13 protein-coding genes are annotated in these 22,977 nt (G+C 63.1%); 11 read left to right on the forward strand and 2 right to left on the reverse strand.

Annotation, left to right across the window (positions count from 1 at the left end):
* Positions 1-115: 115 nt before the first annotated feature.
* Positions 116-2,758: a DNA mismatch repair protein MutS gene (gene mutS / locus AC6R19_RS14235; protein ID WP_500580502.1), complete on the reverse strand. Its 2,643-nt coding sequence runs from the start codon at positions 2,756-2,758 to the stop codon at positions 116-118.
* A gap of 502 nt (positions 2,759-3,260) precedes the next feature.
* On the opposite strand from mutS, the gene alr reads away from it, so the two are divergent.
* The 5 genes from alr (at position 3,261) to AC6R19_RS14260 (ending at position 11,098) form a co-directional block, all read left to right on the forward strand.
* The gene (alr, locus tag AC6R19_RS14240; protein ID WP_500580503.1) at positions 3,261-4,439 is read left to right on the forward strand and encodes an alanine racemase; all 1,179 of its coding nucleotides are present in this window, start codon (positions 3,261-3,263) and stop codon (positions 4,437-4,439) included.
* Between the two features lie 271 nt (positions 4,440-4,710).
* On the forward strand, positions 4,711-7,671 hold the full coding sequence (locus tag AC6R19_RS14245) for a TonB-dependent receptor (RefSeq protein WP_500580504.1): 2,961 nt from the start codon (positions 4,711-4,713) through the stop codon (positions 7,669-7,671).
* A 97-nt stretch (positions 7,672-7,768) separates the two neighbouring features.
* Positions 7,769-9,169, forward strand: coding sequence for an NlpC/P60 family protein (locus AC6R19_RS14250; RefSeq protein WP_500580505.1), 1,401 nt, complete (start codon positions 7,769-7,771; stop codon positions 9,167-9,169).
* 11 nt (positions 9,170-9,180) lie between these two features.
* Positions 9,181-10,275, forward strand: coding sequence for a dipeptide epimerase (locus tag AC6R19_RS14255; protein ID WP_500580506.1), 1,095 nt, complete (start codon positions 9,181-9,183; stop codon positions 10,273-10,275).
* 34 nt (positions 10,276-10,309) lie between these two features.
* Positions 10,310-11,098, forward strand: a complete 789-nt coding sequence (locus AC6R19_RS14260) for a MurR/RpiR family transcriptional regulator (protein ID WP_500580507.1) — start codon at positions 10,310-10,312, stop codon at positions 11,096-11,098.
* Positions 11,099-11,219: 121 nt separating this feature from the next.
* Here AC6R19_RS14260 and AC6R19_RS14265 read toward each other — a convergent pair whose 3' ends face one another.
* Positions 11,220-12,728, reverse strand: a complete 1,509-nt coding sequence (locus tag AC6R19_RS14265) for a transglutaminase domain-containing protein (protein ID WP_500580508.1) — start codon at positions 12,726-12,728, stop codon at positions 11,220-11,222.
* A 203-nt stretch (positions 12,729-12,931) separates the two neighbouring features.
* Between AC6R19_RS14265 and AC6R19_RS14270 the strand changes: the two genes are divergently transcribed.
* The 6 genes from AC6R19_RS14270 (at position 12,932) to AC6R19_RS14295 (ending at position 22,950) form a co-directional block, all read left to right on the forward strand.
* Positions 12,932-14,515, forward strand: coding sequence for a serine hydrolase (locus tag AC6R19_RS14270; RefSeq protein ID WP_500580509.1), 1,584 nt, complete (start codon positions 12,932-12,934; stop codon positions 14,513-14,515).
* 21 nt (positions 14,516-14,536) lie between these two features.
* Entirely contained in the window at positions 14,537-15,586 is a 1,050-nt protein-coding gene (locus AC6R19_RS14275; RefSeq protein WP_500580510.1) for a S66 peptidase family protein, read from the forward strand.
* A 99-nt stretch (positions 15,587-15,685) separates the two neighbouring features.
* Positions 15,686-17,074: a Na+/H+ antiporter NhaC family protein gene (locus AC6R19_RS14280; RefSeq protein ID WP_500580511.1), complete on the forward strand. Its 1,389-nt coding sequence runs from the start codon at positions 15,686-15,688 to the stop codon at positions 17,072-17,074.
* Positions 17,075-17,108: 34 nt separating this feature from the next.
* Positions 17,109-19,097 carry an aminotransferase class I/II-fold pyridoxal phosphate-dependent enzyme gene (locus AC6R19_RS14285; RefSeq protein ID WP_500580512.1) on the forward strand — a complete coding sequence of 663 codons (1,989 nt, stop codon included), beginning with the start codon at positions 17,109-17,111 and terminating at the stop codon, positions 19,095-19,097.
* Between the two features lie 63 nt (positions 19,098-19,160).
* Complete coding sequence (locus AC6R19_RS14290) at positions 19,161-19,427, forward strand: CinA family protein (RefSeq protein ID WP_500580517.1); 267 nt, start codon at positions 19,161-19,163, stop codon at positions 19,425-19,427.
* A gap of 220 nt (positions 19,428-19,647) precedes the next feature.
* On the forward strand, positions 19,648-22,950 hold the full coding sequence (locus AC6R19_RS14295) for a TonB-dependent receptor (RefSeq protein ID WP_500580513.1): 3,303 nt from the start codon (positions 19,648-19,650) through the stop codon (positions 22,948-22,950).
* Positions 22,951-22,977: the final 27 nt, after the last annotated feature.

The following is a 22,977-nucleotide window of genomic DNA, read 5'->3' on the forward strand; positions in this document are numbered from 1 at the left end:
TCAACTAATGGCGCGAATTGTAGTGGCTTTTCAGTCGAATTGGTTGGGTGCTTATAACTGCTCGGGACTCGGGACTCGGGACTCGGGTAGGGTGCGCCGTACGCACCGCTGGAGTTCAGAGCAGCTTCCGCAGCGCATAGAGCTGCTCCAGCGCCTGCCGCGGCGTCAGGTCGTCCGGATCCAGCGCCTCCAGTGCCTCCACCGCCGGGTGGCTTGGGGCGCCGAACAGGTCCACCTGCTGGGGAGATGCGGAAGTCGGTTGGGCTTTCGGAGGTTCGGGAGTGCCCTCCCGGGTCCCGATTGCTGTTTCCCGAGTCCCGAGTCCCGAGTCCCGAGTCCCGTTCTTTTCCAGCGCCTCCAGCCGCTGCTTCGCCTCCACCAGCACATCCCCGGGGATACCGGCCAGCTTGGCCACCTGCAGCCCGTAGCTCTTGGACGCCGGTCCCTCCTGGATGCGGTGCAGGAAGACGATTCCGTCGCCGTGCTCGGTGGCGTCCAGGTGGATATTGGCGGATTCCGGGCACTGGTTCGGCAGGTCGGTCAGCTCGAAATAGTGGGTGGCGAAAAGGGTGAAGGCGCGCACCTTGTCCGCCAGGTAGTGGGCACAGGCCCAGGCCAGGGACAGGCCGTCGTAGGTGCTGGTGCCGCGGCCGATTTCATCCATCAGCACCAGGCTGTTGGCACTGGCATTGCGCAATATGTTGGCCGTCTCGGTCATCTCCACCATAAAGGTGGAGCGGCCGCCGGCCAGGTCGTCGGCGCTGCCGATGCGGGTGAAGATGCGGTCCAGCAGGCCGATCCTGGCCCCGTCCGCCGGCACATAGCTGCCCACGTGCGCCAGCAGGGCGATCAGCGCGGTCTGGCGCATGTAGGTGGACTTACCGCCCATGTTCGGGCCGGTGATCACCAGCATGCGGCGGTCGTCGCGCAGCTCGATATCGTTGGCGACGAAGGGCTCGTCCAGCACCTGTTCCACCACCGGGTGGCGGCCGGCGCTGATATGCAGGCCCGGTTCGGTGCCGAGTATCGGGCGGCACAGGCGCAGGTTGTCGGCGCGCTCGGCCAGGCAGGCCAGCACGTCCAGCTGCGACACGCCGGCGGCGGCGGTCTGCAGTTCCGCCAGGGACTGGTTCAACTGGTCGATCAGCTCCTCGTACAGGGCCTTCTCCCGCGCCAGGGCACGGCTTTTGGCGGACAGGGCCTTGTCTTCGAACTCCTTCAATTCCGGGGTGATAAAGCGCTCGGCGTTCTTCAGGGTCTGGCGGCGGATATAGTCTGCCGGCGCCTTGTCGCTCTGGCCGCGGCTGATCTCGATAAAGTAGCCGTGCACCCGGTTGTAGCCCACCTTGAGGGTGGGGATGCCGGTGCGCTCCTTCTCCCGCACCTCCAGCTGCACCAGGTAGTCGCCGGCGTTCTCGCTGATGGAGCGCAGCTCGTCCAGCTCGCTGTCGTAGCCGGTGGCGATAACGCCGCCTTCGCGGATCACCACCGGTGGGTTCTCCACCAGGGCGCGCTCCAGCAGCTCCACCGTTTCCGGCCAGTTGCCTATCTCCCGCGCCAGTTCCTTCAGCAGCACCGCGTCCGTCTCCGCCAACTGCTGCTGGATTTCCGGGAACTGCGCCAGGGACTGGCCCAGGCGCGCCAGGTCCCGCGGGCGCGCGGAGCGCAGGGCCAGGCGGCCCAAAATGCGCTCCATGTCGCCCACCGGCTTCAGTGCATCGCGCAGCGGCTCGAAGCGGTAGCCGTCGATCAGCGCCGCCACCGCGTCCTGGCGGTTGTTCAATGTGGTCAGCTGCCGCAGCGGGTTGTTCAGCCAGCGGCGCAGCAGGCGGCTGCCCATGGCGGTCTTGCAGCTGTCGAACACCGACAGCAGCGTGTTCTCGTCGCCGCCGGAAAGGTTCAGGTCTATCTCCAGGTTGCGGCGGCTGGCGCCGTCCAGGGCCACGGTCTCGTCGCTGCTCTCGGTCTGCAGGCTGCGGATATGGGGCAGCTCGGTGCGCTGGGTGTCGCGGGCGTACTGCAGCAGGCAGCCGGCGGCGACTATGGCCGCGTGCATATGGCTGCAGCCGAAGGCCTCCAGGTTGAGGGTGCCGAACTGCTGGTTCAGCAGGCGCAGGGCCGTCTCCAGCTCGAACTCCCAGGGTGCGCGGCGGCGCAGGCCGGGGCGGCGCTCGATTTCCGCCGGCAGGGCCAGGTCCTCCGGCGCCAGTAGCTCCGCCGGGCTGTGGCGCTGCACCTGTTCCGCCAACGCCTCCAGGGAATCCACCTCCTGCACCACGAAGCGGCCGGTGGCCAGGTCCAGCAGGGCCAGGCCGAAGACGTCGCCCAGCTGTGCCGCAGCCGCCAGCAGGTTGTCGCGGCGCTCGTTCAGCAGCGCCTCGTCGGTGACGGTGCCGGGGGTGACGATGCGCACCACCTTGCGCTCCACCGGGCCCTTGCTGGTGGCCGGGTCGCCGATCTGCTCGCAGATGGCCACGGATACGCCGGCCTTGATCAGCCGCGCCAGGTAGCCCTCGGCGGCGTGGTAGGGGATGCCGGCCATGGGGATCGGCTGACCGCCGGACTTGCCGCGGGCGGTCAGGGTCACGTCCAGCAGTTCGGCCGCTTTCTTGGCGTCGTCGTAGAAGAGTTCGTAGAAGTCCCCCATGCGGTAGAAGACCAGCTCCTGGGGGTGCTGGGCCTTGATGCGCAAATATTGCTGCATCATCGGGGTGTGTTCTGCGGCGGGGGACTTGGACTTGCTGGAGGTTTTCTGCATCTCGGGATCAGTAATCGGTAGAACGGTGGAATACCCCAGCCCCGCGCTCTGCAGCCGTCGGCACGGTTCGGGGCAGTCACAAAGGGTTGTTTAAAATGCGCGCGACACAACCGGCACGGCTGGGTAGCCGCTTCTGCCGCGGAGAATATCAAAGCGCCACAAAAAGCACTAACCGACTTTATGGCCAGGCGGATGAAACTCAGGCGACCAGCCGAAAACCGATACCGGATATGGTAGGCGGTGCGGAGGTTGAAGCGGCTGGAACCCTGCGCTCGTCCGGTCCCGTGCCCGGCCGCTTGCCAGGATCCGCAGAATCGGCAAGAATAAATTATTCTAAATAATTTTATTCTTGTAATGAATTATCTGATCGTGGAAACCGTCCCTTTCGGCCCGCCGGCAGCGGACCTGTTTCGCGGCGCCGGCGAAGGGCTGCCGCTGGTTTGCCCGGCCTTTGCGCCCCTTGGGCCCATCTGCGGCGGCCGGCGCCGAGGGGGAGGGTAATATGAGCCGACCGCTGCGCGCCGACATAGATCTGCAGGCGCTGACGCACAACTATCGCTACGCCAAGTCCCTGAGCGGCGGGCGGACGCTCGCGGTGATCAAGGCGAATGCCTACGGTCACGGTCTCGCGAGCGTCGCCAGGAGTCTCGTGGGGGCCGATGGCCTGGCGGTGGCCACTATCGAGGAGGCCGTTGCCCTGCGCGACGCCGGTTTGGGTGGCCGGCTACTGGTACTGGAAGGGGTGTTTAATCGGGAGGGCCAGTCGGAGGCGATCCGGCGTCAGCTGGATTTGGTGGTGCACAGTGACTATCAGCTGGAGTTGCTGAAAGCCTCGCCGCAACAAGAGGGAACCTCGAGTGTCTGGCTCAAGGTGGACACAGGCATGGGGCGTCTGGGATTTGATTGCGGCGATGCGGCCAGGGCCTACGGGCTCCTGGTTGAATTGTCGGCGGTGCGGGAATGTATTCTCACCACCCACCTGGCGTGCGCCGATGAGGCGGACAGCCCGCACAATGCCGTTCAGCTGCACCGCTTTGACGAAGTCGTCCGGGCCATTCGGGCCGCCGGGGCGCGGTCCGCACACCGCTGCCTTCCGTTTGCACAGAGTATCGCCAACTCTGCGGCGCTGATCGGTCTGCCCGGTGCACGTCGTCAATGGGACCGCGCCGGCGTCATGCTGTATGGAGTCAATCCGCATGCGGGCGCCGTCCAGGACCGGAATCTCCAAAGCGTGATGACCCTGCGCTCGCAGCTGATCGCCGTCCGCTCCGTGCGGGCGGGCGAGCCGGTGGGCTATGGCTGCGATTACCGCTTCAGCCGGAACGGCCGCTTCGGCATCGTTGCCTGTGGATACGGCGACGGTTATCCGCGCCATGCGCCTTCCGGTACACCGGTACTTGTCTGTGGCCGGCGCACGCAACTGGTCGGCCGCGTCTCCATGGACATGCTGGCGGTGGATCTCTCCGCGATCCCGGAGGCCGGCGTCGGTGCGGAGGTCGAATTGTGGGGTGCGGCGCTGCCGGTTGCCGAAGTCGCTGCCAGTGCCGGAACCATCGCCTACGAGCTGCTCACCGGCCTCACCCAGCGAGTGCCGCGTATTTATCGTCCCGGGGTTTGTGGGGAAGGGGCGGTAGCCGGGCTTGGCACCGTTGGTACGGGCTGTTGTGATTCCTCTCTTTAACCTGTCATAAATGACAATACGCAATTTTTTTTGAATTTTTTATTATTTTTCTCTCGCCGAATAGGAATTTTTTCAGCACAATAGGATTGTCGAATAAATTATTCTTGATGGTGGAATCTGAAAATAAATTATACGTGCACAGGGTTGGCAGTTGTCACCCAGGTTGCGCAGATGCCTCAGTCGTAGCGTTTAGGGCGCTGAGCTTCAAAGTCTGCGCGAATCAAGTGCTGCCCAATTGATAAACACAATAACTGTCCGGGAGACCCTTCTTATGTTCGATCGTACCGTATCCATCCGTAAGCCCCTTCACCGCCATTTGCTGGCACTGGCTGTCAGCGCCACGGTAGGCGCGGCATCCGTTGGGGCGCCGCAAGCCCTGGCGGCCAACAACGACGGTTCAATACTCGGCAGTATCGATCAGGCTGAAGCGAGCCGTGCGGAGATCGTGGTTACCATCCGCAACGACGACAACGGCCTCACCCGCCAGACCCGGGCGGATGCCGAGGGGCGCTACCGCTTCTCCAGACTGCCGGTGGGCAACTATACCGTCACGGCGGACATTGATGGCCGGACGGTGACGCTGGCACGGGATGTCAGGGTTTCGATTGGTGCCGCTACCGAAATCGGTGCCGCGGAAGGCAACATCGAGGAGATCACCGTGGTCGGGCAGCGCGGCCGCCTGCAGATAGATACCACTACCTCTGAATCCGGGGTGACCTTCTCCGCCGCCGATCTGGAAGTTCTGCCCGTCGGCCGCAGCCTGGAGTCGGTGGCTCTGCTCGCGCCCGGGACCGTATCCGGCACTGCCTTCGGCGGCGTTTCTTTCGGCGGCTCCTCCGTGGGCGAGAACGCCGTGTTTATCAACGGCCTCAATGTCACGGACGTGGAAACCGGCATCGGCTCCGGCAGCGTGCCCTTCTCCTTCATCGAGGAAGCCCAGATCAAAACCGGTGGCTACTCGGTCGAATTCGGCCGCACCACCGGCGGGGTGACCAACGCCGTGGTCAAGTCCGGCACCAACGAGTTCGAGTTCGGCGTGAGTACCTACTATACACCGGATGCGCTGCGCGGCAGCGGCACCCACGGCTACAACTCCCTCGGTGAAAGGGTCTCCAGCAGCGACCTGAGCGAGACGGACGACGTCAGCACCAGCTTCTACGCGGGCGGTCCCATTATTCAGGACAAGCTCTTCTATTACGCCGTTTACGAACCGCGCAGCTACCGCAACGAAGGTCAATCCGCGACCAGTGATCTCTCCTGGGACAGTAAGGACGACAGCGCCTTCTGGGGGGGCAAGCTGGACTGGCTGATCTCCGACAGCCACAGCCTCGAACTGATCGCCTTTTCCGACGAGAGCGAGACGGAGACCGACTACTTTGATGGCGGCGAGTTCCAGGAGACCACCTTCGAGAAAGAGGGCGGCAAGCACTTCCTGACCACCTACACTGGCCAGATCACTGACAATTTCCTGGTCAAGGCGATGTACGGGGAGAGCGAGGGCCAATACACCTCTTCGAATACCACCGGCCTCGAGTGTAACTATGTGTACGACTACCGCGTCTACGAATACCTCGGCTGTACCACCGATACGCGTTTCGATGGCCGCTTCAATAGCCGCGAGGCCTTCCGCCTGGATATGGAATACGAGCTGGGGGACCACCTGCTGCGGTTCGGTTTGGACGACGAGCTGCGCGTAACGCGCATGAATCGCCTCACCACAGGCCCCGATCAGGCCTATTACCACATCTATGAAGCCGCGCCGGGCGACTCCGTCAACGGCGGCACAGTGCAGGGCGACGCCTATGTGCGCGTGCGCACGCGCAACTCCATCGGCGAGTTCGAGTCGGATACCTCCGCCTTCTATTTCGAGGATATCTGGTACGTGACCGACGACATCACGGCGACCATGGGTGTACGTTTCGACGAGTTCGACACCAAGGATGCGGCCGGCAATTCCTTCCTGAAGGTGGATGACATGATCTCGCCGCGCTTCGGTATCGCCTGGGATATCGCCGGTGACGGTAGTTCCAAGGTGTTCGCCAACCTGGGCCGCTACTACTTCCCGCTGTCCAACGGCCTGGTGGCCCGCGAGGGCGGCGGCACCCTGGATACGCGCACCTACCACGAATTGCTCGGCCTGGAAACCGAGACGACGGCGTCCGGCTACACCAATGTCACGCCGATCCTCGGCGACCAGATCGGTGATGTCTATCAGGTCGGCAACGCGGCCGAGGGGCTGAGCGGCACCGAGGCGTTCGTGGACAATGACCTGGAAGCCAGCTACCAGGACGAGTTGGTCCTCGGCTATGAGAAGCTGGTGGCGGAAAATTGGAAGCTCGGCGTGCGCGGTATCCACCGCCGTTTCCACAATGCCATCGAGGATATGAAGATCGATGTCGATGTGGCCGGTTGCGGCAACATCAAGGGCTGGGTCTTCGGCAACCCGGGCCGCGACCTGACCCTGACCCGCGAGTGTGACGATGGTCAGGTGCGCCAGATCACCATCGATCTCGGCGAGGGGCAGATGCCCGGCCTCGACGGTGAGCCGCTGGGCAGCCCGGAGGTGGAGCGCCGCTACAACGCGGTGGAGCTGGTGCTGGACCGCGAGTTCGCCGACCGCTGGAGCTTCAACGCCGCCTACACCTGGTCGCGCTCCTACGGCAACTATGAGGGTGGCGTTAACTCCGACACCGGCAACGACATCCCCGGCTGGACCGAGGCCGGCGATGACGTGGCCTACCTGCTGGGCAACCACGGCCGCCTGCCCAACGATCGCACCCACTCCCTGAAGCTGCGCGGCCAGTACGAGATCGTCGAAGACCTGCTGCTGTCGGCCTCCTTCAGCGTGATATCCGGGCGCCCGATCAATGCCCGCGCGCAGGGTAATCCGTTTACCTACAGCGAAAGCTATGACTTCAATTACGTCTGCGTCAGCAACTGTGATGGCGACTTCAGCAATGCGGACCGGGAGTTCGAGCGCCTGAGCAAGGGCGAATACGGCGACCTGGACTGGATTAACACGCTGGACCTGGGTGCCTCCTACCGGATGGATATCGCCGGCACCTCGCTGAACCTGCGCGCCGACATATTCAACGTGTTCAACAGCCAGAAAGTCACGGATGTGAACGAGATCCTCCGCTACACCATGGCTACCGACAACGCGGACTTCCTCGCGCCGGCGGCATTCCAGTCGCCTCGCAGCGTGCGTCTGTCCGCCTCCCTGGATTTCTAATATTGCTTGTCCGCTTTAACAGGGCACTCTCGGGTGCCCTTTTTTTATCTGTTGATGGAAAATGATGCGGTTGCCCGCAGTTTGTAAAGAGGTTGCCATGCTTCGGCTGAAGTTGTTGATCACCGCTGTATTTTTGCTGTTGAGCGCGGCATGTTCAGAGCCGGACAGATCCGGCGGCGCGGCCCCCGGCCCGGCCTACGTCACCGATGTGCCCCTGCTCGAGGAGTCGATGCTGTCGGCGGATTTCTGGATCGATCGGCTCGCCGGCGACGAGGTGCGGCTCTCCGGCGGCGAGATTGCCGCAATGAATGCCGCCAACCTGGCGGGCGATCCCTATCTCCACGACCTGGATGAATTTCCGCAGGTCCTGGCGCGCGACGAGGTGCTGGCGTTGATCGACGGCGTCAGCCGGCCGGCTTCGAGCCCGCGCGTTTTTGCCGATGGACGGCCCGTCACGCCGGACACTTACGCGCGCCTCGACGCCGCGGTACAGCGCGCGGCGCTGCCTGCGGAAGTGCGCACGCGCTGGGGGCTGGTGGTGCGGCGCGCGAGCATGCGCAGCTATCCCACCTTCGACAGGGTGCTCAAGGACCTCTCCGACCCGGACCTGGACCGGTTCCAGGAGACCGGCGTATTTCCGGGTCAGCGCCTGGCGTTGCTGCACGAGAGCGCCGACGGCCGGTGGTGGTTCGCCGTCAACTACCACTACGCGGCCTGGGTGCCGAAATCCGCAGTGGCGGAGGGCACGCGGGAGCGGATCGAGGCCTGGCATCGCCGCGAGCCGCGCTTGACAGTCACCGGCGCCCAGGTGCGCACCAACTTCAACCCCGAGGAGCCCAGGACTTCTGAGGTCACCTTGGATATGGGGGTGTCCCTGCCGCTGCTTTCCGCGGAAGAGGTGGGGCACAATGTACACGGGCAGAATCCCCATGCCAGCCATATCGTATCGCTGCCAGTTCGTGCCGAGGACGGCAGCCTCGCCTTTGAGCCGACGTTGGTTGCGCGGGGCCGCGATGTGACCGTAGGTCGCCTCGATTACCGCCCCTCACTGATTCTGCGCCAGGCCTTCAAGTTTCTTGGCGAGCGCTACGGCTGGGGGCACGATTACAACGGGCGTGACTGCACCGGCTTCGTCGGCGAGGTTTATCGCAGTGTCGGTATCCTGATGCCGAGAAATTCGGGACAGCAGGGGAAGAGCGACTTCGCCCCCACCCGGCGTTTCGCCGAGGGCGATGACGCGGCCCGCCGCGAGGCGCTCGATGAGCTCTCGGTGGGGGACCTGATCTATATTCCCGGGCATGTGATGATGTATATCGGCCATGTGGATGGGGAGCCCTATGTGATTCACGATGTGACCGGGCTCAGCTATTACCGCAGCGACGAGACCTACTACCGGGGGACGCTGTCCGGCGTTTCGGTGACGCCGTTGACGCCGCTGCAATTGAGTTCGGGCAAGAGTTTTGTCGACGCCATTTACGCTATTAAGTCCATTATTTGACGGGTACGGCCATGAAAATAGTTGATGTAAAACTGGGCATGCTCCGGGTTCCGCTGGTGACGCCTTTCAAGACCGCATTGCGCACGGTCGAAAATGTGGAAGACGTGGTCGTCATGTTGGAGACGGATACAGGGCATGTCGGCTACGGCAATGCACCGGCCACGGCGGTAATCACCGGCGATACGCACGGCTCGGTGATTGAGTCGGTGCGCAAGGTATTCGGCCCCTTGCTGGTCGGGCGCGAAGTGGCGGACCTGAATCGCCTCTGCCGCCAGATTCAGGGGGCGATGATTCACAACACCAGTGCCAAGGCGGCAGTGGAGATCGCCCTTTACGATCTGTTTGCACAGAGTTACCGCACGCCCCTCTATAGGATTCTCGGGGGCGGTGACAGCAGTCTGACTACGGATATCACCATCAGTGTCGACTATATTGACAAGATGGTTGCAGATGCCGAGCGCGCCGTTGAAAGGGGCTTCGAGATTCTCAAGTTGAAAGTCGGCAAGGATATCGGACTCGATATCGAGCGCATCAAAGCGGTGTACGCGGCGGTGAAAGGGCGCGCACTGTTGCGTCTCGATGCCAATCAGGGTTGGAGTCCCAAGCAGGCCGTCATGGCGATCCGCGGACTGGAAGAGGCCGGTGTCCTGCTCGAGCTGGTGGAGCAGCCGGTCACGGCCGGCAACCTGGAGGGCATGCGCTATATCTCGGAAAGGGTAAAGACCCCGATCATGGCCGATGAGAGCATATTCGGACCCCACGATGTGATTAACGTGGTAGAGCGCAACGCCGCCGATATCATCAACATCAAGCTGATGAAGACCGGTGGCATTTCCAATGCTCTGAAGCTTGCGGACCTGGCGGCGCTGTACGAGCTGGAGTGCATGGTCGGCTGTATGCTGGAGACCAGTATCGGTGTTTCCGCTGCCGCACATGTGGCGGCGGCCAAGGCGCCAGTGGTGTCCAAGCTGGATCTCGATGTGCCTTCCCTGTGCCAGTTTGATCCCGTTGTGGGTGGCGCGACCTACAGGGATGCAGACATTATCCTGAATGAGACTCCCGGACTCGGCATCGAGAAAATTGAGGGGTTGGAGTTGTTAGCGTAATATCGCCGACTACCAGGGAACAGGGTGGGAACCCATGAACTGCCTCTTGAAGATGCGCGCGATGCGCGATCAGCTGTCGGTGAACGAGCGCAAACTGGCGGATTTCATTCTCGACAACACGCAACTGTTGCGCGACTACTCATCGCAGCAGCTGGCGGATGCGGTGGGTGTCAGCCAGTCCAGTGTGGTCAAGTTTTCGCAGAAGCTCGGCTATCGTGGCTATCCCAGTCTGAAGCTCGCCGTCTATGAATCCTACGCCGGATCTGTTCTGGCGCAGGCGGGCGATGACGCCGCCCGGCATTTTTCCCGGCCGGGAAGTCCGCTGGATTTGTTCGGGCAGAAAAAGCTCGAGGTACTCGAGAATACGATCAGTATCAATGAGGCCGAGCAGCTCACTGAAGCGGTCGCCGCGATTCGCGCTGCACGTTGTATCCAGGTGTCGGCCTGCCCCGGGTCGGTATCTGTCGGGCGCTACCTGACACACCAGCTGCTGGAATTCGGTTGCCTGGCGGTGTTCGATGAGGGCGGCAGATTGCAGCACCGTATCGCGGATTCGCTGGAGGAGGGCGATCTCCTGTGCATCATCTGCGATTTGGGCGGCGAGGAGTCGCTGGTGGATGTGGCAAACCGGGCCCGGGAGCAGGGCGTCAAGGTGTTGAGCCTCACGCGCTACAACTATAACGCTGCCAGCATCCATTCCGATATCCGCCTGTATGTCGCTCCCGCCGAGGGGGACGAGGCCTGGCAGCGGCTGTTGTTCCGCTCCGCGCAGTTGCATTTGATTGAAGGGCTGCTCAGCGGCCTGGCCAGGCTGGACGGCTAACAGGCTGGTGAAAGATACTTTCTCACCAGCCTGTTAGCCGTCGGTGTCCGCCGGGGCCCCTGGCCGAAGTCGACTTCGCCCCGGGGGGGCGCGTGCGGCGGCGCGGCCGCCGCCTCTCCCCTCAGTCCGCTGCGGCGGAGTCTCCCCCCGCCGGAAGCAGTTCCCACTCCATGTCGTAGCTCCATTTGTCGAAATAGAGGTTGCCCCCGCGCCATTCCACTTCTCCGCGCTGGGAATCCACCGTTTCTGAGCGGAAGTGGGTCTTGGCCGGTACAAATGGACGGCTGTAATCGGTATTGAATATCAGGCGATAGCCGTCCAGTCCACCGAGATAGAACCAGCGCTCGGCTTCCGTTTCCCCCTCGAGTACGCCGTGGGTGACGTCCATCGGCATCCAGCCGTAGGGCGCCAGGTAAAATTCGCCCCAGTCGTGCATGGTGTCGAAGCTGTTCGGCGAGAATTCCCAGCCGGATTGCCAGCGGGCGGGAATGCCGTTCATGCGCATCAGGGTGATGAGCAGCAGGGTCTGCTGGCCGCAGTCCGCGTGGCCCGCTTGCGCGGCGTAGGCGCTGATATTGCGGATCGTCGAATACTCCCGCGCCCCCGCCCAGGGAATCTGGTCGACATGGGCAAAGAGTTTCTGCGCGATGCGGTAGGGGTTGGTTTCATCGCCGACAATGCTGTCCGAGAGTGCGCGCAGTTCGGGGGTGAACTTGATGTGCGGGGGGCGCTCGGACAGGTAGGGATACAGGGTGGAGTCGTCCGGAGCCGGCTGCACCTTTTCAGCCTCGATCCGCTGGTGGCGCGACAGGCTGTCGAACTCGTAGCGCACATTGAAGCGGGTGGGCTCGCCAGCGCGCGCCGTGTCCTCGAGGTAGATGGTATGCTGGGGCTGCTGCGCCGGGGGCAACTGGTGTTGTTCGGGGAGGCTGCCGAGCAGGGTTACGTTTTCCTGCTTGCCTTCCAGTTCCAGGGGGAAGGGCAGCCATACGCGCAGAGTCTCGCCGTCCGGCACCGCGTCTGCGTCCACGGTCAGGGAATAGTCGACGCGGATGCGCTGGCGCAGTGGCGAGTCCGCGGCGATGACCTCGCGGTGATGGGGGTGCATCGCGTACAGCGGCGCCTTGTCGGTAAAGCGTGTGTAGTCGCCCGTGCGTGCGGCCGCGCTTTCGGAAATCTGTACCAGGTTGTAGGCGGCCTTGCGGAAGTAGCGGCGCTGCCCATTGATGGTCTTGAACTCGAGCAGTCCGGCGCTGTCCCACTGCAGCACATCTTCGGGGGTGGCGTCGGGGATGTAGCGCTGTATCGCTGGCAGGAGTTCCTCCTGCGATAGGGTGAACTCCATTTCGATGCGCCGCATGCGCTCCAGTTCGAACTCCAGCTCCCGCCGCTGTTCCTGCGTAAGTGTCTGCTCGCTGTGCATCTTTTCAATCTCCGCCCGGGCGCCGGCATAGGAGCCGCTGTCCACCTGTTGGCGAATCTCCTCCAGGGCGGGGATATCACCGCGTTGACTGCAGGCGCCGCTGAGCGTGGCCAGCGCCAGGGCGGCCAACAGGGGGGCGGCGCGGCGCTCGCCGCGATCGGCTCTGGGTTTATCGGGGTGGCGATGAGGGTTGGATAGATGCGGCACGGTGGGCTCCTGGGCTTCGGCTTAATGGTCTGTTCGCCTTGCGAATAAAATATTATTTACTCGAAGATCTGTGCTTGATAAATTATTCTGATGCTGGTGTCGCGTCAAGAGCGCTGCACGCAGCCGCCGTGCACACAGTGAACTGTGGGAGATAATGATAAACCATGTGTGATTTTTTACTCAGAGCCGGCGGAGGTGGACCGATGAGAGTCCCGGCACTGGCGTGGACTTTTTTCGTGACGGCGTTGTTGCTGCTGTCCGGTTGTGGCGAACAGGACCCGCTCGACGGGGAGAGTGCCGAGGCGCTGGTCCAGCGCGTGCTCGAGGAAGAGCGGGTGCCCGGCGCGGCGGTGGCCATCTGGCATCGGGGCAAGCCGGTGTTGCTGCGCGGCTTCGGCGTCACCAATGTGGATGATCCGCGCCCGGTTGACGAAAATACCCTGTTCAAACTCGCGTCCACCACCAAGGCGTTCACCACTGCGGCGCTGGGGCTGCTGGTGGAGGATGGGCGTCTCGACTGGGATGACCGCGTCGTCGACCACCTGCCGCAGTTCCGCCTCGCCGACCCCTGGATTACGCAGGAGTTCCGCGTAGTCGACCTGCTTACCCACCGCTCGGGGCTGGGGCCCGGCGCGGGTGACCTGATGCTGTGGCCGCAACCCAATCAGTTTACCCGCGCCGACGTGTTGGCAGGGCTGCAATTCCTGCCCATCACGCGCAAGTTCCGCGCCGACTACGCCTACGACAACCTCCTCTACATCGTTGCCGGCGAGTTGATCGCTGAGATTGCGGGGATGAGCTACGAAGAGTTCGTGCAGGCGCGCCTGCTCGACGCCATGGGGCTGAAGAACTGTTATGCAGGTCCGGTGCCGGCCGCCGCCCGCGACAACCTCGCCGATCCGCACCGGCTGGAAGAGGGCGGCCTGGTGGTGGATTCCCCCAATCTGGCCGGCAGCGAGCCCATAGTGTTGGCCGCTGCCGGCGGCATGCACTGCAGTGCCGCCGATATGATCGTCTGGCTGCGCACCCTGCTCGCGGGGGGCGTCATGCCCGGCGGCGAAGCCCTCTTTTCCCTGGATACCCGCGATCGCCTCTGGAGACCCGTGACGCTGATGCCGCTGTCGGCCGCCCGCGCCGAGCGGGATGCCGGGAGTTTCTACGCCTATGCGCTGGGCTGGCGCGTGCAGGATATGCACGGTTTCCGGGTGATCCACCACACCGGCTCGCTGTCCGGCATGTACGCCTGGGCGGCGCTTGTGCCGGACAGGGATCTGGCCATCGTGGTGCTGATGAACCGCAGTGCGGGGACGGCCCGGCAGGCGCTGATCTACAGTCTGCTGAAGCCTTACCTGGGGGCGCCGGAGCGGGACTGGCTGGATTATTTTCAGGAGCTTTACAGCGGCGGCGACAAAGGCGCGGTGCCGGAGCCGGATCTGTTGCCCGCACCGGCCAGCCTGGTCGCGCTGGGTGATGAGGCGCTCAGCGGAAGCTACCGCGACCCCTGGTTCGGCGACATCGTGATCGAGGCCCGCGAGGGCCGGCTGCGCTGGCGGTCAGAGAAATCGCCGCGCCTGCGCGGCACCCTCACGGCGGCAGGTGCCGGCGTTTGGGCGCTGGAGTGGGACGACCGGAGCCTGGACGCCGACGCCTGGCTGGTGGCAGACCGCGGCGAGTCCGGAGCCGTCTTCCTGACTCTGCAGCCAAAATCCCGCGGCATTGATTTCAGTTACGATTTCCAGGATCTGCGTTTCGAGCGCCTGCCGGCCGCTGACCATACCGATGTATAAAATCGAGAAAGGAGAGACCACATGCTGAGAAGGTCTTTGCTCAAGTCCCTGGTGGCGGCGCCGTTGGTTGCTGCCAGCGGCGCCATGGCCGGCGTCGACGCCGCGGCGCCCGCGGCCGGCCGGTCGCTGCGCCCGGCGCGCCTCGTCAAAGGCATGACCGTGGGGCTGGTGACGCCGGCCAGTAACGTCTGGGAAGACGAGGATGTCCGCTTTGCGATCGATGTGGTGAAATCGCTGGGATTCCGGGTGAAAGAGGGCGCGCACCTGTACAAGCGCACCCAGTATCTGGCCGGTCCGGATGCAGCGCGGGCGGCGGACATCAACGACATGTTTTCCGATTCCTCGGTGGGTGCGGTCTTCTGCCTGCGCGGCGGCTACGGCACGCCGCGCATTCTGCCGATGCTCGATTACGATAGTATCCGCCGCAACCCGAAAGTCCTGCTGGGTTACAGCGATATCACCGCACTGCTGAACGCCATATACCGGCACAGCGGCCTGATTACCTTTCACGGCCCCATCGCGGCACAGAACTTTACCGACTATACGCTGCGGGAGTTTTCCAAGGTGTTGGTCGATGGCGAGCACCCGGTCTCCCTCGGCTCGCCGCCGCCCTTTGAATCCGCGCCCGGCCGCGTGGAAGACCGCAACCGTATCACCCGTTTTCGCGGCGGCCGCGCCCGCGGGCGGCTGATCGGCGGCAACCTGGCGCTGGTCTGCAGTCTGCTCGGTACACCCTATGAGCCGGACTTCCGCGACAAAATCCTGTTTCTCGAGGACGTGGACGAGGCGCCTTACCGAATCGACCGCATGCTGACCCAGCTGTGGCTCGCGGGCAAACTGGAACAGGTGGCCGGTATTGTATTCGGAAAATTTACCGGAGCGGAAACCGACGGCAATACTTTCAGCGTCGAGCACGTCCTGCGTGAGCGCTGTGCCGGGCTGCAGGTTCCCGTGGTGCGCGGCCTGATGATCGGGCACGTGGAGGACCAGACGGTGATACCGGTGGGAGCGCTGGCGGAACTCGACGGCGACAGTGGCACCCTGCGGCTGCTGGAGGCGCCGGTGCGCTGATTGCGCGGGGCCAGGCGCCCACCGGCGGGAGCGATAACCGCTTCCACGCGAACGCCACCTTTACTGGCGGCAACGACAGAATAATAAAGAATCCGTTGTATGAATGACTTGAATTGGACCACGCTGCTCCCGCCTTTTTTGGCAATTGGTTTGGCACTGCTCACGCGCCAGGTTTACCTGGCGCTGTTTGCCGGTCTCTGGCTCGGTTTTTTCCTGCTCAACGGCTCCGGTTTTTTTCCCTCGCTGGCGGAATCGATCGACGGGCTGCTGGCTGTGCTCGCGAGTCCGGGGGATGCGCGGGTGGTGATGTTCACCCTGGTGATCGGCGCCTTCATATTCACCCTGGAGCGCAGCGGCGCGGTACGTGCATTCGTGCAATTCCTCGAGCGCAGCCGCTGGGTCACCGATGGTAAGCGCGCCCAGTGGATGGCCTGGTTGATTGGTATCGTGATTTTTATCGAATCCAATATCACGGTGCTCGTGGCAGGCACTGTCGCCAGGCCACTGTTCGACCGCTTTCGCATTGCCCGTGAGAAACTCGCCTATATCATCGACTCCACCTCTGCGCCAATTTGCATGTTGATTCCCCTGAATGCCTGGGGGGCCTTCAACCTGGGGCTGTTGGAAGGGCTTGGGGTGGGCGACCCGCTCGAGCTCCTGCTCGCGAGCATTCCCCTCAATCTTTACGCCATCGCCGCGGTTGGCCTCACCGCCTACACCATCTCCCGCGACTACAACCCCGGCCCCATGGCGCGGGCGTGCGGGGCGGGGGTCCGAGATGAGGCCCCGGAAACGGTCCCGGTCCCGGGCGATAGAAAACGGGCCGCACCGCACGTGGTCACCATGTTGCTGCCGGTGGCGACGCTGGTGGCGGCCATGCCGCTGGGACTCTGGGTTACCGGCGATGGGGAGATCTTCGCCGGTTCAGGCTCGACGTCGGTGCTCTGGGCCTCCCTGGCCGCGCTCGCCATTCTGTCGGTAATGGTGATGGCCCAGCGGATCATGAGCCTGGACGAGCTCAGCCGTACCTGGATGGAAGGTGCCGGCCGCATGTTGCCCCTGGCCGTGATCCTGGTGCTGGCCCTGGCCCTCGGCGGAGTCTCCAAGGCACTGGGGACCGGCGAATACGTCGCGGGAATGGTCGGCGATGCGATCCCGCTGGGCCTGATGCCCCTGGTGATATTCCTGGTTTCGGCGGCGATCGCATTTTCCGTGGGTTCCAGCTGGGGCACTTTTTCGATCATGCTGCCTATCGCCGTTCCCGTCGCCGCGGCCCTGGGCGCCGAGCCGGCGCTGTTTGTAGCCGCGGTGCTGTCCGGCGGTATCTTCGGCGATCACTCATCGCCGATTTCCGATACCACGATTGTCTCCTCCCTGGCAGCGGGGACCGAACATATTGAACATGTGCGAACCCAGCTGCCCTACGCCCTGCGCGCCGGCGCCTTTGCCGCTATGGGGTTTACCGCACTGGGATACCTGATGCTGTGATCATTTGTGGTGCCGCCGCGCCCGGAGAGGTTTCATGAGGGAATGCAAAGTTGTCCTGATCACCGCTGACGGGGACTTCGCCAGGCGCTGGGTTGCGGAACTGGCGACTATCGCCCGCAACGATGAGGGAACGCCGGTATCTTTTGGTTTCCTGCACGCGGACGTGCGGGCGCTGCCGCGCGCGCTGGCGGAAGGCGCAGTGCAGGTCGCAGTGCTGGACGAGGCGGGGCTGGACAGTGCGGAAGCCGCCTGTGCCCGGGACACACTGTCGACCACCCGTCCCGAGATAGACTGTGTGCTGCTGGCCGCGGCGGCGCAAGTGGATGGGGTGCACGGCCTGCAGTGGGTCATCTCGCGGACGGAATCCAATTACGGAGTGGTCTATCGAAGCCTGCGGCGCATGCTCCTGGAGCGGATTGCCACGCCCTTCGCCGATGCGCTGCGTGAGTACGTGTTTGCGGCAAGGGACTCCTGGCATACACCGGGCCACTCGAGCGGCGACAGCTTGAGCGCCAGCCCATGGGTGGCGGACTTCTATCGCTTCATGGGGGAGCATGTTTTCAATACCGATCTTTCGGTCAGTGTCAAAATGCTCGACTCGCTGATGGACCCGGTGAGCGTGATCCGGCAGGCACAGCAGTTATGCGCGCGCACTTTTGGTGCCCGGCACACTTATTTCGTCACCAACGGCACTTCCACTTCCAACAAGATCGTATTGCAGCATCTGCTGCGCCATGGCGACCGGGTGATCGTCGACCGCAATTGCCACAAGTCGGTACACCACGCCATGATCATGAGTGGTGCGCTGCCCGTCTACCTGGAGTCCTCGGTGAACCAGCACTACGGGATCTACGGACCTGTGCCGCGCGCGGATATTTTCGCCGCCATCGATGCCTGTCCCGGCGCGCGTCTGCTGGTGCTGACTTCCTGCACCTATGATGGCTTGCGCTATGACCTGAAACCCATTGTCGAGCGCGCCCACTCCGCGGGGATGTTTGTGCTGATCGACGAGGCCTGGTACGCCCACGGCCGCTTCCACCCGGAGCTGCGGCCCACGGCACTGGAGTGCGGTGCCGACTTCGTGACCCAGTCCACCCACAAGACGCTCTCGGCATTCTCCCAGGCCAGCATGATCCACGTTGGCGATCTGGGCGAGCGCGCGACGGGGTTTGACCCCACGGGTTTTCGCGAGGATATCAACATGCACACCTCCACCAGCCCCCAGTACGGCATGATTGCGAGCCTCGACGTGGCCCGCAAACAGATGAGCATCGAGGGCTATACGGTGGTGGGGCGGGCGCTTACCTTTGCGCGGGACATCCGCGCCTTCGTCGACGACACGACCGCGTTTCGCAGCCTCGGCGTCGAGGACCTGTGCGGACCGACCCTGGCAGAGGACGGAATCCGCCTCGACCCCACCAAGGTGACCATCGATGTCGGCTGCGCCGGTTTGTCGGCCCCCTGGGCGCAGCAGTGGCTGTTTGGCGAGTTCGGGATTCAGGTTGAGAAGAACACGCACAACACGCTGACATTCCTCGTCACCATAGGCACCACCGAAAGCAAGGTATTGCGCCTCAAGCAGGCGCTGCGGGCGCTGTCCCAGGTGGCGCCGGGGAGTTCCGAAAGTGATGGCAGCCAGGCCCTGCCGCCGCTTCCCGCGATGCGCGCGTTGCCGCGCAGGGCTTATTTTTGCCGCGGTCGCATACACAGCCTGGCGGAGGGGGCTTCGTCGCTGGTGGGGGCCATCGCCTGTGACGAAGTGGTGCCCTACCCGCCGGGTATCCCCCTGCTGGTCCCGGGCCAGGAGATCACGGCGGAGGTGCTCTCTGCCATCTGCGCTTTTGCCAGCGAGCGCAAAGACCTGGAAATTCACGGCTTGCGCGAATTTGAGGGACAGCCCGCGCTGCGGGTGATGGCGCCTGATGAGATCGAAACGGCGCTGGCTGAATTGGCGGCGCTGCATGATGCCGGGGAGGGCGGGCGCACTGTGCCGTCCGCAGGCCCGCGGAAGCGGGTGGATTGAGTCGACGGGTTGGTGGTGTGGAAGCTTCCTTGACTACCCGCGGCCGTATCGCCGGGCGGCGGCATAGCCGCGGCCATCACCTCGGTGCCCGGCGCCTCCAACTGGTTCGAGGGCTCGCTGGTCAGCTATGCCAACCGCATCAAGCGCAGCTCCTGGGGTGCTGGCCTTGATGCGCAGGTACTAATCCAGGTACCCAGAACTGGATATCGGCCTGCGCCGGTATGCCGGTATAACGGGCTGTTGAATGCTCGATTTGAAACCGTGTCTGCACTTTATCCGAATCCACCCCATCCAAAAATCAACCCCTTACACCGCAAACCTAAAAGATGAAGCAGCTGCCACAAAAGCTTCACCAAATCTTAATCTCCCGCCTGTCGCCCCTCCGCCGTCTCCCCGTCTGTTAGTGCGTTGGACATTGGCTCCAGGCCCGTGCCTGGAGAATCCAACCTGCGCGCTTGGTTATTCGCTGGGCTTGTTTTTGTCGCGCGACGCCAAAAAGCGAAGTCAATAATTTGCATTTTCAATTTTTAGACTTTTTTGGGGGAATAGCATGAGCTTCCAGGTTTCAAGGACGCTGCTGTACAGCGCCATCGGCATGGCCATTGCCGGGCAGGTGCAGGCGGCGGCACTCAAGTTGGAATTGTTTATCGATGGCAAACCCGCGGGGCAGACGGACGTGCTGCTCGATGGCGAAACACTCGGCAGCAGCAGCGCCGGCGGCAAATTCTGGTACGACGAACTGCCCGGCGGCGGCCACCAGCTGCAATTGCGCATCGCCGGCCAAATGGTGCCCTACGAATTCACCATCGGCGCCAGCCAGGCGGCGGTGATCACCGTCAACGCAGAGTCCGCCAGCGGCCGCACGGTCAAGTCCATCCAGAAGCTGGACCTGTCTGAACTGGACGGCGAGGGCGCACAACTGAGCAGCATCGCCGCCGACGACCTGGCCCCGGGCCTGATTCAGGGCACAGTCACCACCGCCAACGGCGAACAGCCGCTGCGCAACGTCACCGTAAAAGTCGTGGGCGGCGGACAGCAGACGGTTACCGACCGCTACGGCGCTTTTGAACTGGGACTGGCGCCCGGCGTCTACCAGCTGCAACTGGAACACCCCGAATACCAGGCCAGCCGCCTGAGGGAACTGCGCGTGCTGCCGAAATTAAACCTGGCCGTGGACGTGGAACTCGCCGCAGTGGATGCCTTCGCCGAAGCCGGTGCCAGTTCCATCGAGGAAGTCCAGGTGATGGGCCGCTACCTGCCCGGCAATCCCATCGAAATCGAGCGCGTCTCCTCCTCGGTGGTGGACAGCATCGACTTCACGCAGATAGCTCGCTTCGACGACTCCATGGTAAGCAGCGCCCTCAAGCGGGTGGTGGGCGTGTCCATGGAAGACGACCGTTTCGCCATAGTGCGCGGCATGAAGGGCCGCTACCAGTCCACCGAACTCAACGGCGCCAGCCTGCCCAGCACGGACCCGGCGCGCCGCGACCTGCCGTTCGATATCTTCCCCGCCGGCATTATGCAGGGCCTGAGCCTGCAGAAGAACGCCACAGCCGATGTGCCCCTGAGTGCCACTGCCGGCCATATCGCCATGCGCACCAAGGACATTCCGGAAGAGGCCTTTTTCAAGATCTCCTACTCCGCCACCCGCGGCGACAGCCACGGCGACGATTTGCTGATGTCCAGCACCGAGGGGGACAGGGACTGGCTGGGCGTGGACGACGGCAGCCGCGAGATGCCCGATATCCTCAGGCCTACCGTGGACCAGTATCTGAATTTAACCCGAGGCAGTGCGCATCAGGGCGGCTACAGCGATGCGGAGATGGAAGCCATGGGCGAGGCCATACCCCACAATGCCATCTACTACGGCGAGGCGCAGATGGACTCCAGCCTCAGCTTCAACGGCGGAGACAGCTGGGAGCTGGGCGAGCAGCGCCTGGGCCTGATAGGCGCCCTGCGCTATGCCAACAAGTGGAGCAGCAATACCAAGAACAATACCCGCTTCAGTGCTACCTCCCAGACAGACTCTGGAGAGACACAGCTCGAACTGGACAGCGAGAGCGAGACCCTCGACACCAACAATGTGATAGATCTCAGCGCCATGCTGAACCTGCAGTGGGATATCGCGGAAAACCACCGCTTGGGCCTCAACAATATCGCCCTGCGTCACACCACCAGTTCCAGTGAGTTGGAAACAGAATATTCACTCTACCAGATCCGCCGGGAAGCAGTGGAGCGCCTGCGCAACGGTGAAGACTCGGGCCTGAAAAGCCACCCGGATGCGAGACGCTACTGGCGGCAGCGCGTCGACTGGATCGAGGAACAGCTGGTCAGCCACCAGCTGTGGGGCGCCCACAGCCTGGATATCTCTGCCGACAGCGGCTGGTCTCTCTACCTGGGCGACCTGGGCCTGGAGTGGCAGGTGATGACCGCCAGCACCGAGTACGACCGCCCCAACGCCACCCAGTACAGTTACGAGGCCAACAGTAGTTCCCAAGCCTACCGCTTTGGAGAGGAGGCGGGCGATCACTACATCCTCTGGGAAACCATGCAGGAGGAGAACGAAGGGTATCGCCTGGACCTGGAGCTCCCGGTCGAGGAGATCGGCGGTGTCTCCCTGCTGTTCAAGGCCGGCGCTGAGGCTCTGCAGCGGGACCGGGAGGGCGATGTCACCCGTTTCTATTACATAAAGGCGGGAAGCGACGGCTATGTAGTGAATGACGGCGGGGTTCCCGATCCGCGCAGCTTCTTCGCTCCGGAAAATATAGTGGGTACCAATTTGGGCAGCCTCGATGGCCAAGTCCTGTCCGTCGGCATTTTCGAGACCACGCCGGAAGACGATGTCGGCTGGGAGGGCGACGACTACATCAGCGAGCTGCAAACCTCGGCCCAGTACGGCCTGGTGGAGGCCAATATCCTGGAAAAACTCAAGGTCAACCTGGGGGTGCGCAAGGAGAGCTTCAAGCTGGATGCGGAACAGTACGCCTACACCCCCGAGCCGCTCAGGAACCTGATGGACAAGGAACGCACCAATCCCTCCCTGGGCCTGACCTGGATGTTCAACGACGCCTGGCAGCTGCGCGCCGCCTGGTCGGAAACCGTCAACTGGCCGGAAGTCTTCGAAATAATACCGCGGCGGTTCAACGACATCGAAACCCTGGAAGTCTATGAGGGCAACCGGGAGCTGAAGCCGGCGGATATAGAAAATGTCGACCTGCGCCTGGAGTGGTATCCGTCGGACAGCGAATCCATCACCCTGGCCCTGTTCCGCAAGGATCTCACCAACGCCATCGAAAACCGCTTCTCCAGTTCCGGCGATGTATTCGATATCTACACCTTCGACAACGCCCAGCGGGCGGAAGTGGAAGGCGTGGAGCTGGACCTGCGCCGGGAGTTCGTGCTCGGCCGGGACCAGGGGCACGAACTCTTCGTGCAGTTCAACTACACCGATATCACCTCTTCGGTGGATGTTACCGAGGGTTCCGCCTTTGAGCGGGATGTCAACCGCCCCCTGCAGGGCCAGCCGGACTATATCGCCAACCTGCAACTGGGCTACGACCATGTGGACACCGGCCAGGAAGTCACCCTGGTCTTCAACCAGATAGGCGAGGAACTGGCCATCACCAACAGCGCCACGGCTTCTTCCGCCCTCGTGGGCGACGTGTACCGACAGCCCTACTCGGACCTGCGCCTGATCTACAAGAAAAAATTCCTCAACGGCCTTTCCCTCGCCGCCTCGGTGGACAACCTGCTGGATGAGGAACACAACCTCGAGTATGTGGACTTCAATGTGCCCTACTTGAGCTACAAGTCCGGGCGCAAATTCAAGCTCTCCGCCAGTTACGAGTTTTAATCCGTAAAAATTTTCAAGACCAGATAC

The organism is Microbulbifer sp. SE14, from assembly GCF_059834885.1.

Bases quoted from the DNA above. Each gene is read 5' to 3' on its own strand.
- mutS (WP_500580502.1), bottom strand. From the start codon at position 2,758: ATGCAGAAAACCTCCAGCAAGTCCAAGTCCCCCGCCGCAGAACACACC.
- AC6R19_RS14250 (WP_500580505.1), top strand. From the start codon at position 7,769: ATGCTTCGGCTGAAGTTGTTGATCACCGCTGTATTTTTGCTGTTGAGC.
- AC6R19_RS14285 (WP_500580512.1), top strand. From the start codon at position 17,109: ATGAGGGAATGCAAAGTTGTCCTGATCACCGCTGACGGGGACTTCGCC.
- AC6R19_RS14255 (WP_500580506.1), top strand. From the start codon at position 9,181: ATGAAAATAGTTGATGTAAAACTGGGCATGCTCCGGGTTCCGCTGGTG.
- AC6R19_RS14245 (WP_500580504.1), top strand. From the start codon at position 4,711: ATGTTCGATCGTACCGTATCCATCCGTAAGCCCCTTCACCGCCATTTG.
- alr (WP_500580503.1), top strand. From the start codon at position 3,261: ATGAGCCGACCGCTGCGCGCCGACATAGATCTGCAGGCGCTGACGCAC.
- AC6R19_RS14270 (WP_500580509.1), top strand. From the start codon at position 12,932: ATGAGAGTCCCGGCACTGGCGTGGACTTTTTTCGTGACGGCGTTGTTG.
- AC6R19_RS14275 (WP_500580510.1), top strand. From the start codon at position 14,537: ATGCTGAGAAGGTCTTTGCTCAAGTCCCTGGTGGCGGCGCCGTTGGTT.
- AC6R19_RS14260 (WP_500580507.1), top strand. From the start codon at position 10,310: ATGAACTGCCTCTTGAAGATGCGCGCGATGCGCGATCAGCTGTCGGTG.
- AC6R19_RS14295 (WP_500580513.1), top strand. From the start codon at position 19,648: ATGAGCTTCCAGGTTTCAAGGACGCTGCTGTACAGCGCCATCGGCATG.
- AC6R19_RS14280 (WP_500580511.1), top strand. From the start codon at position 15,686: ATGAATGACTTGAATTGGACCACGCTGCTCCCGCCTTTTTTGGCAATT.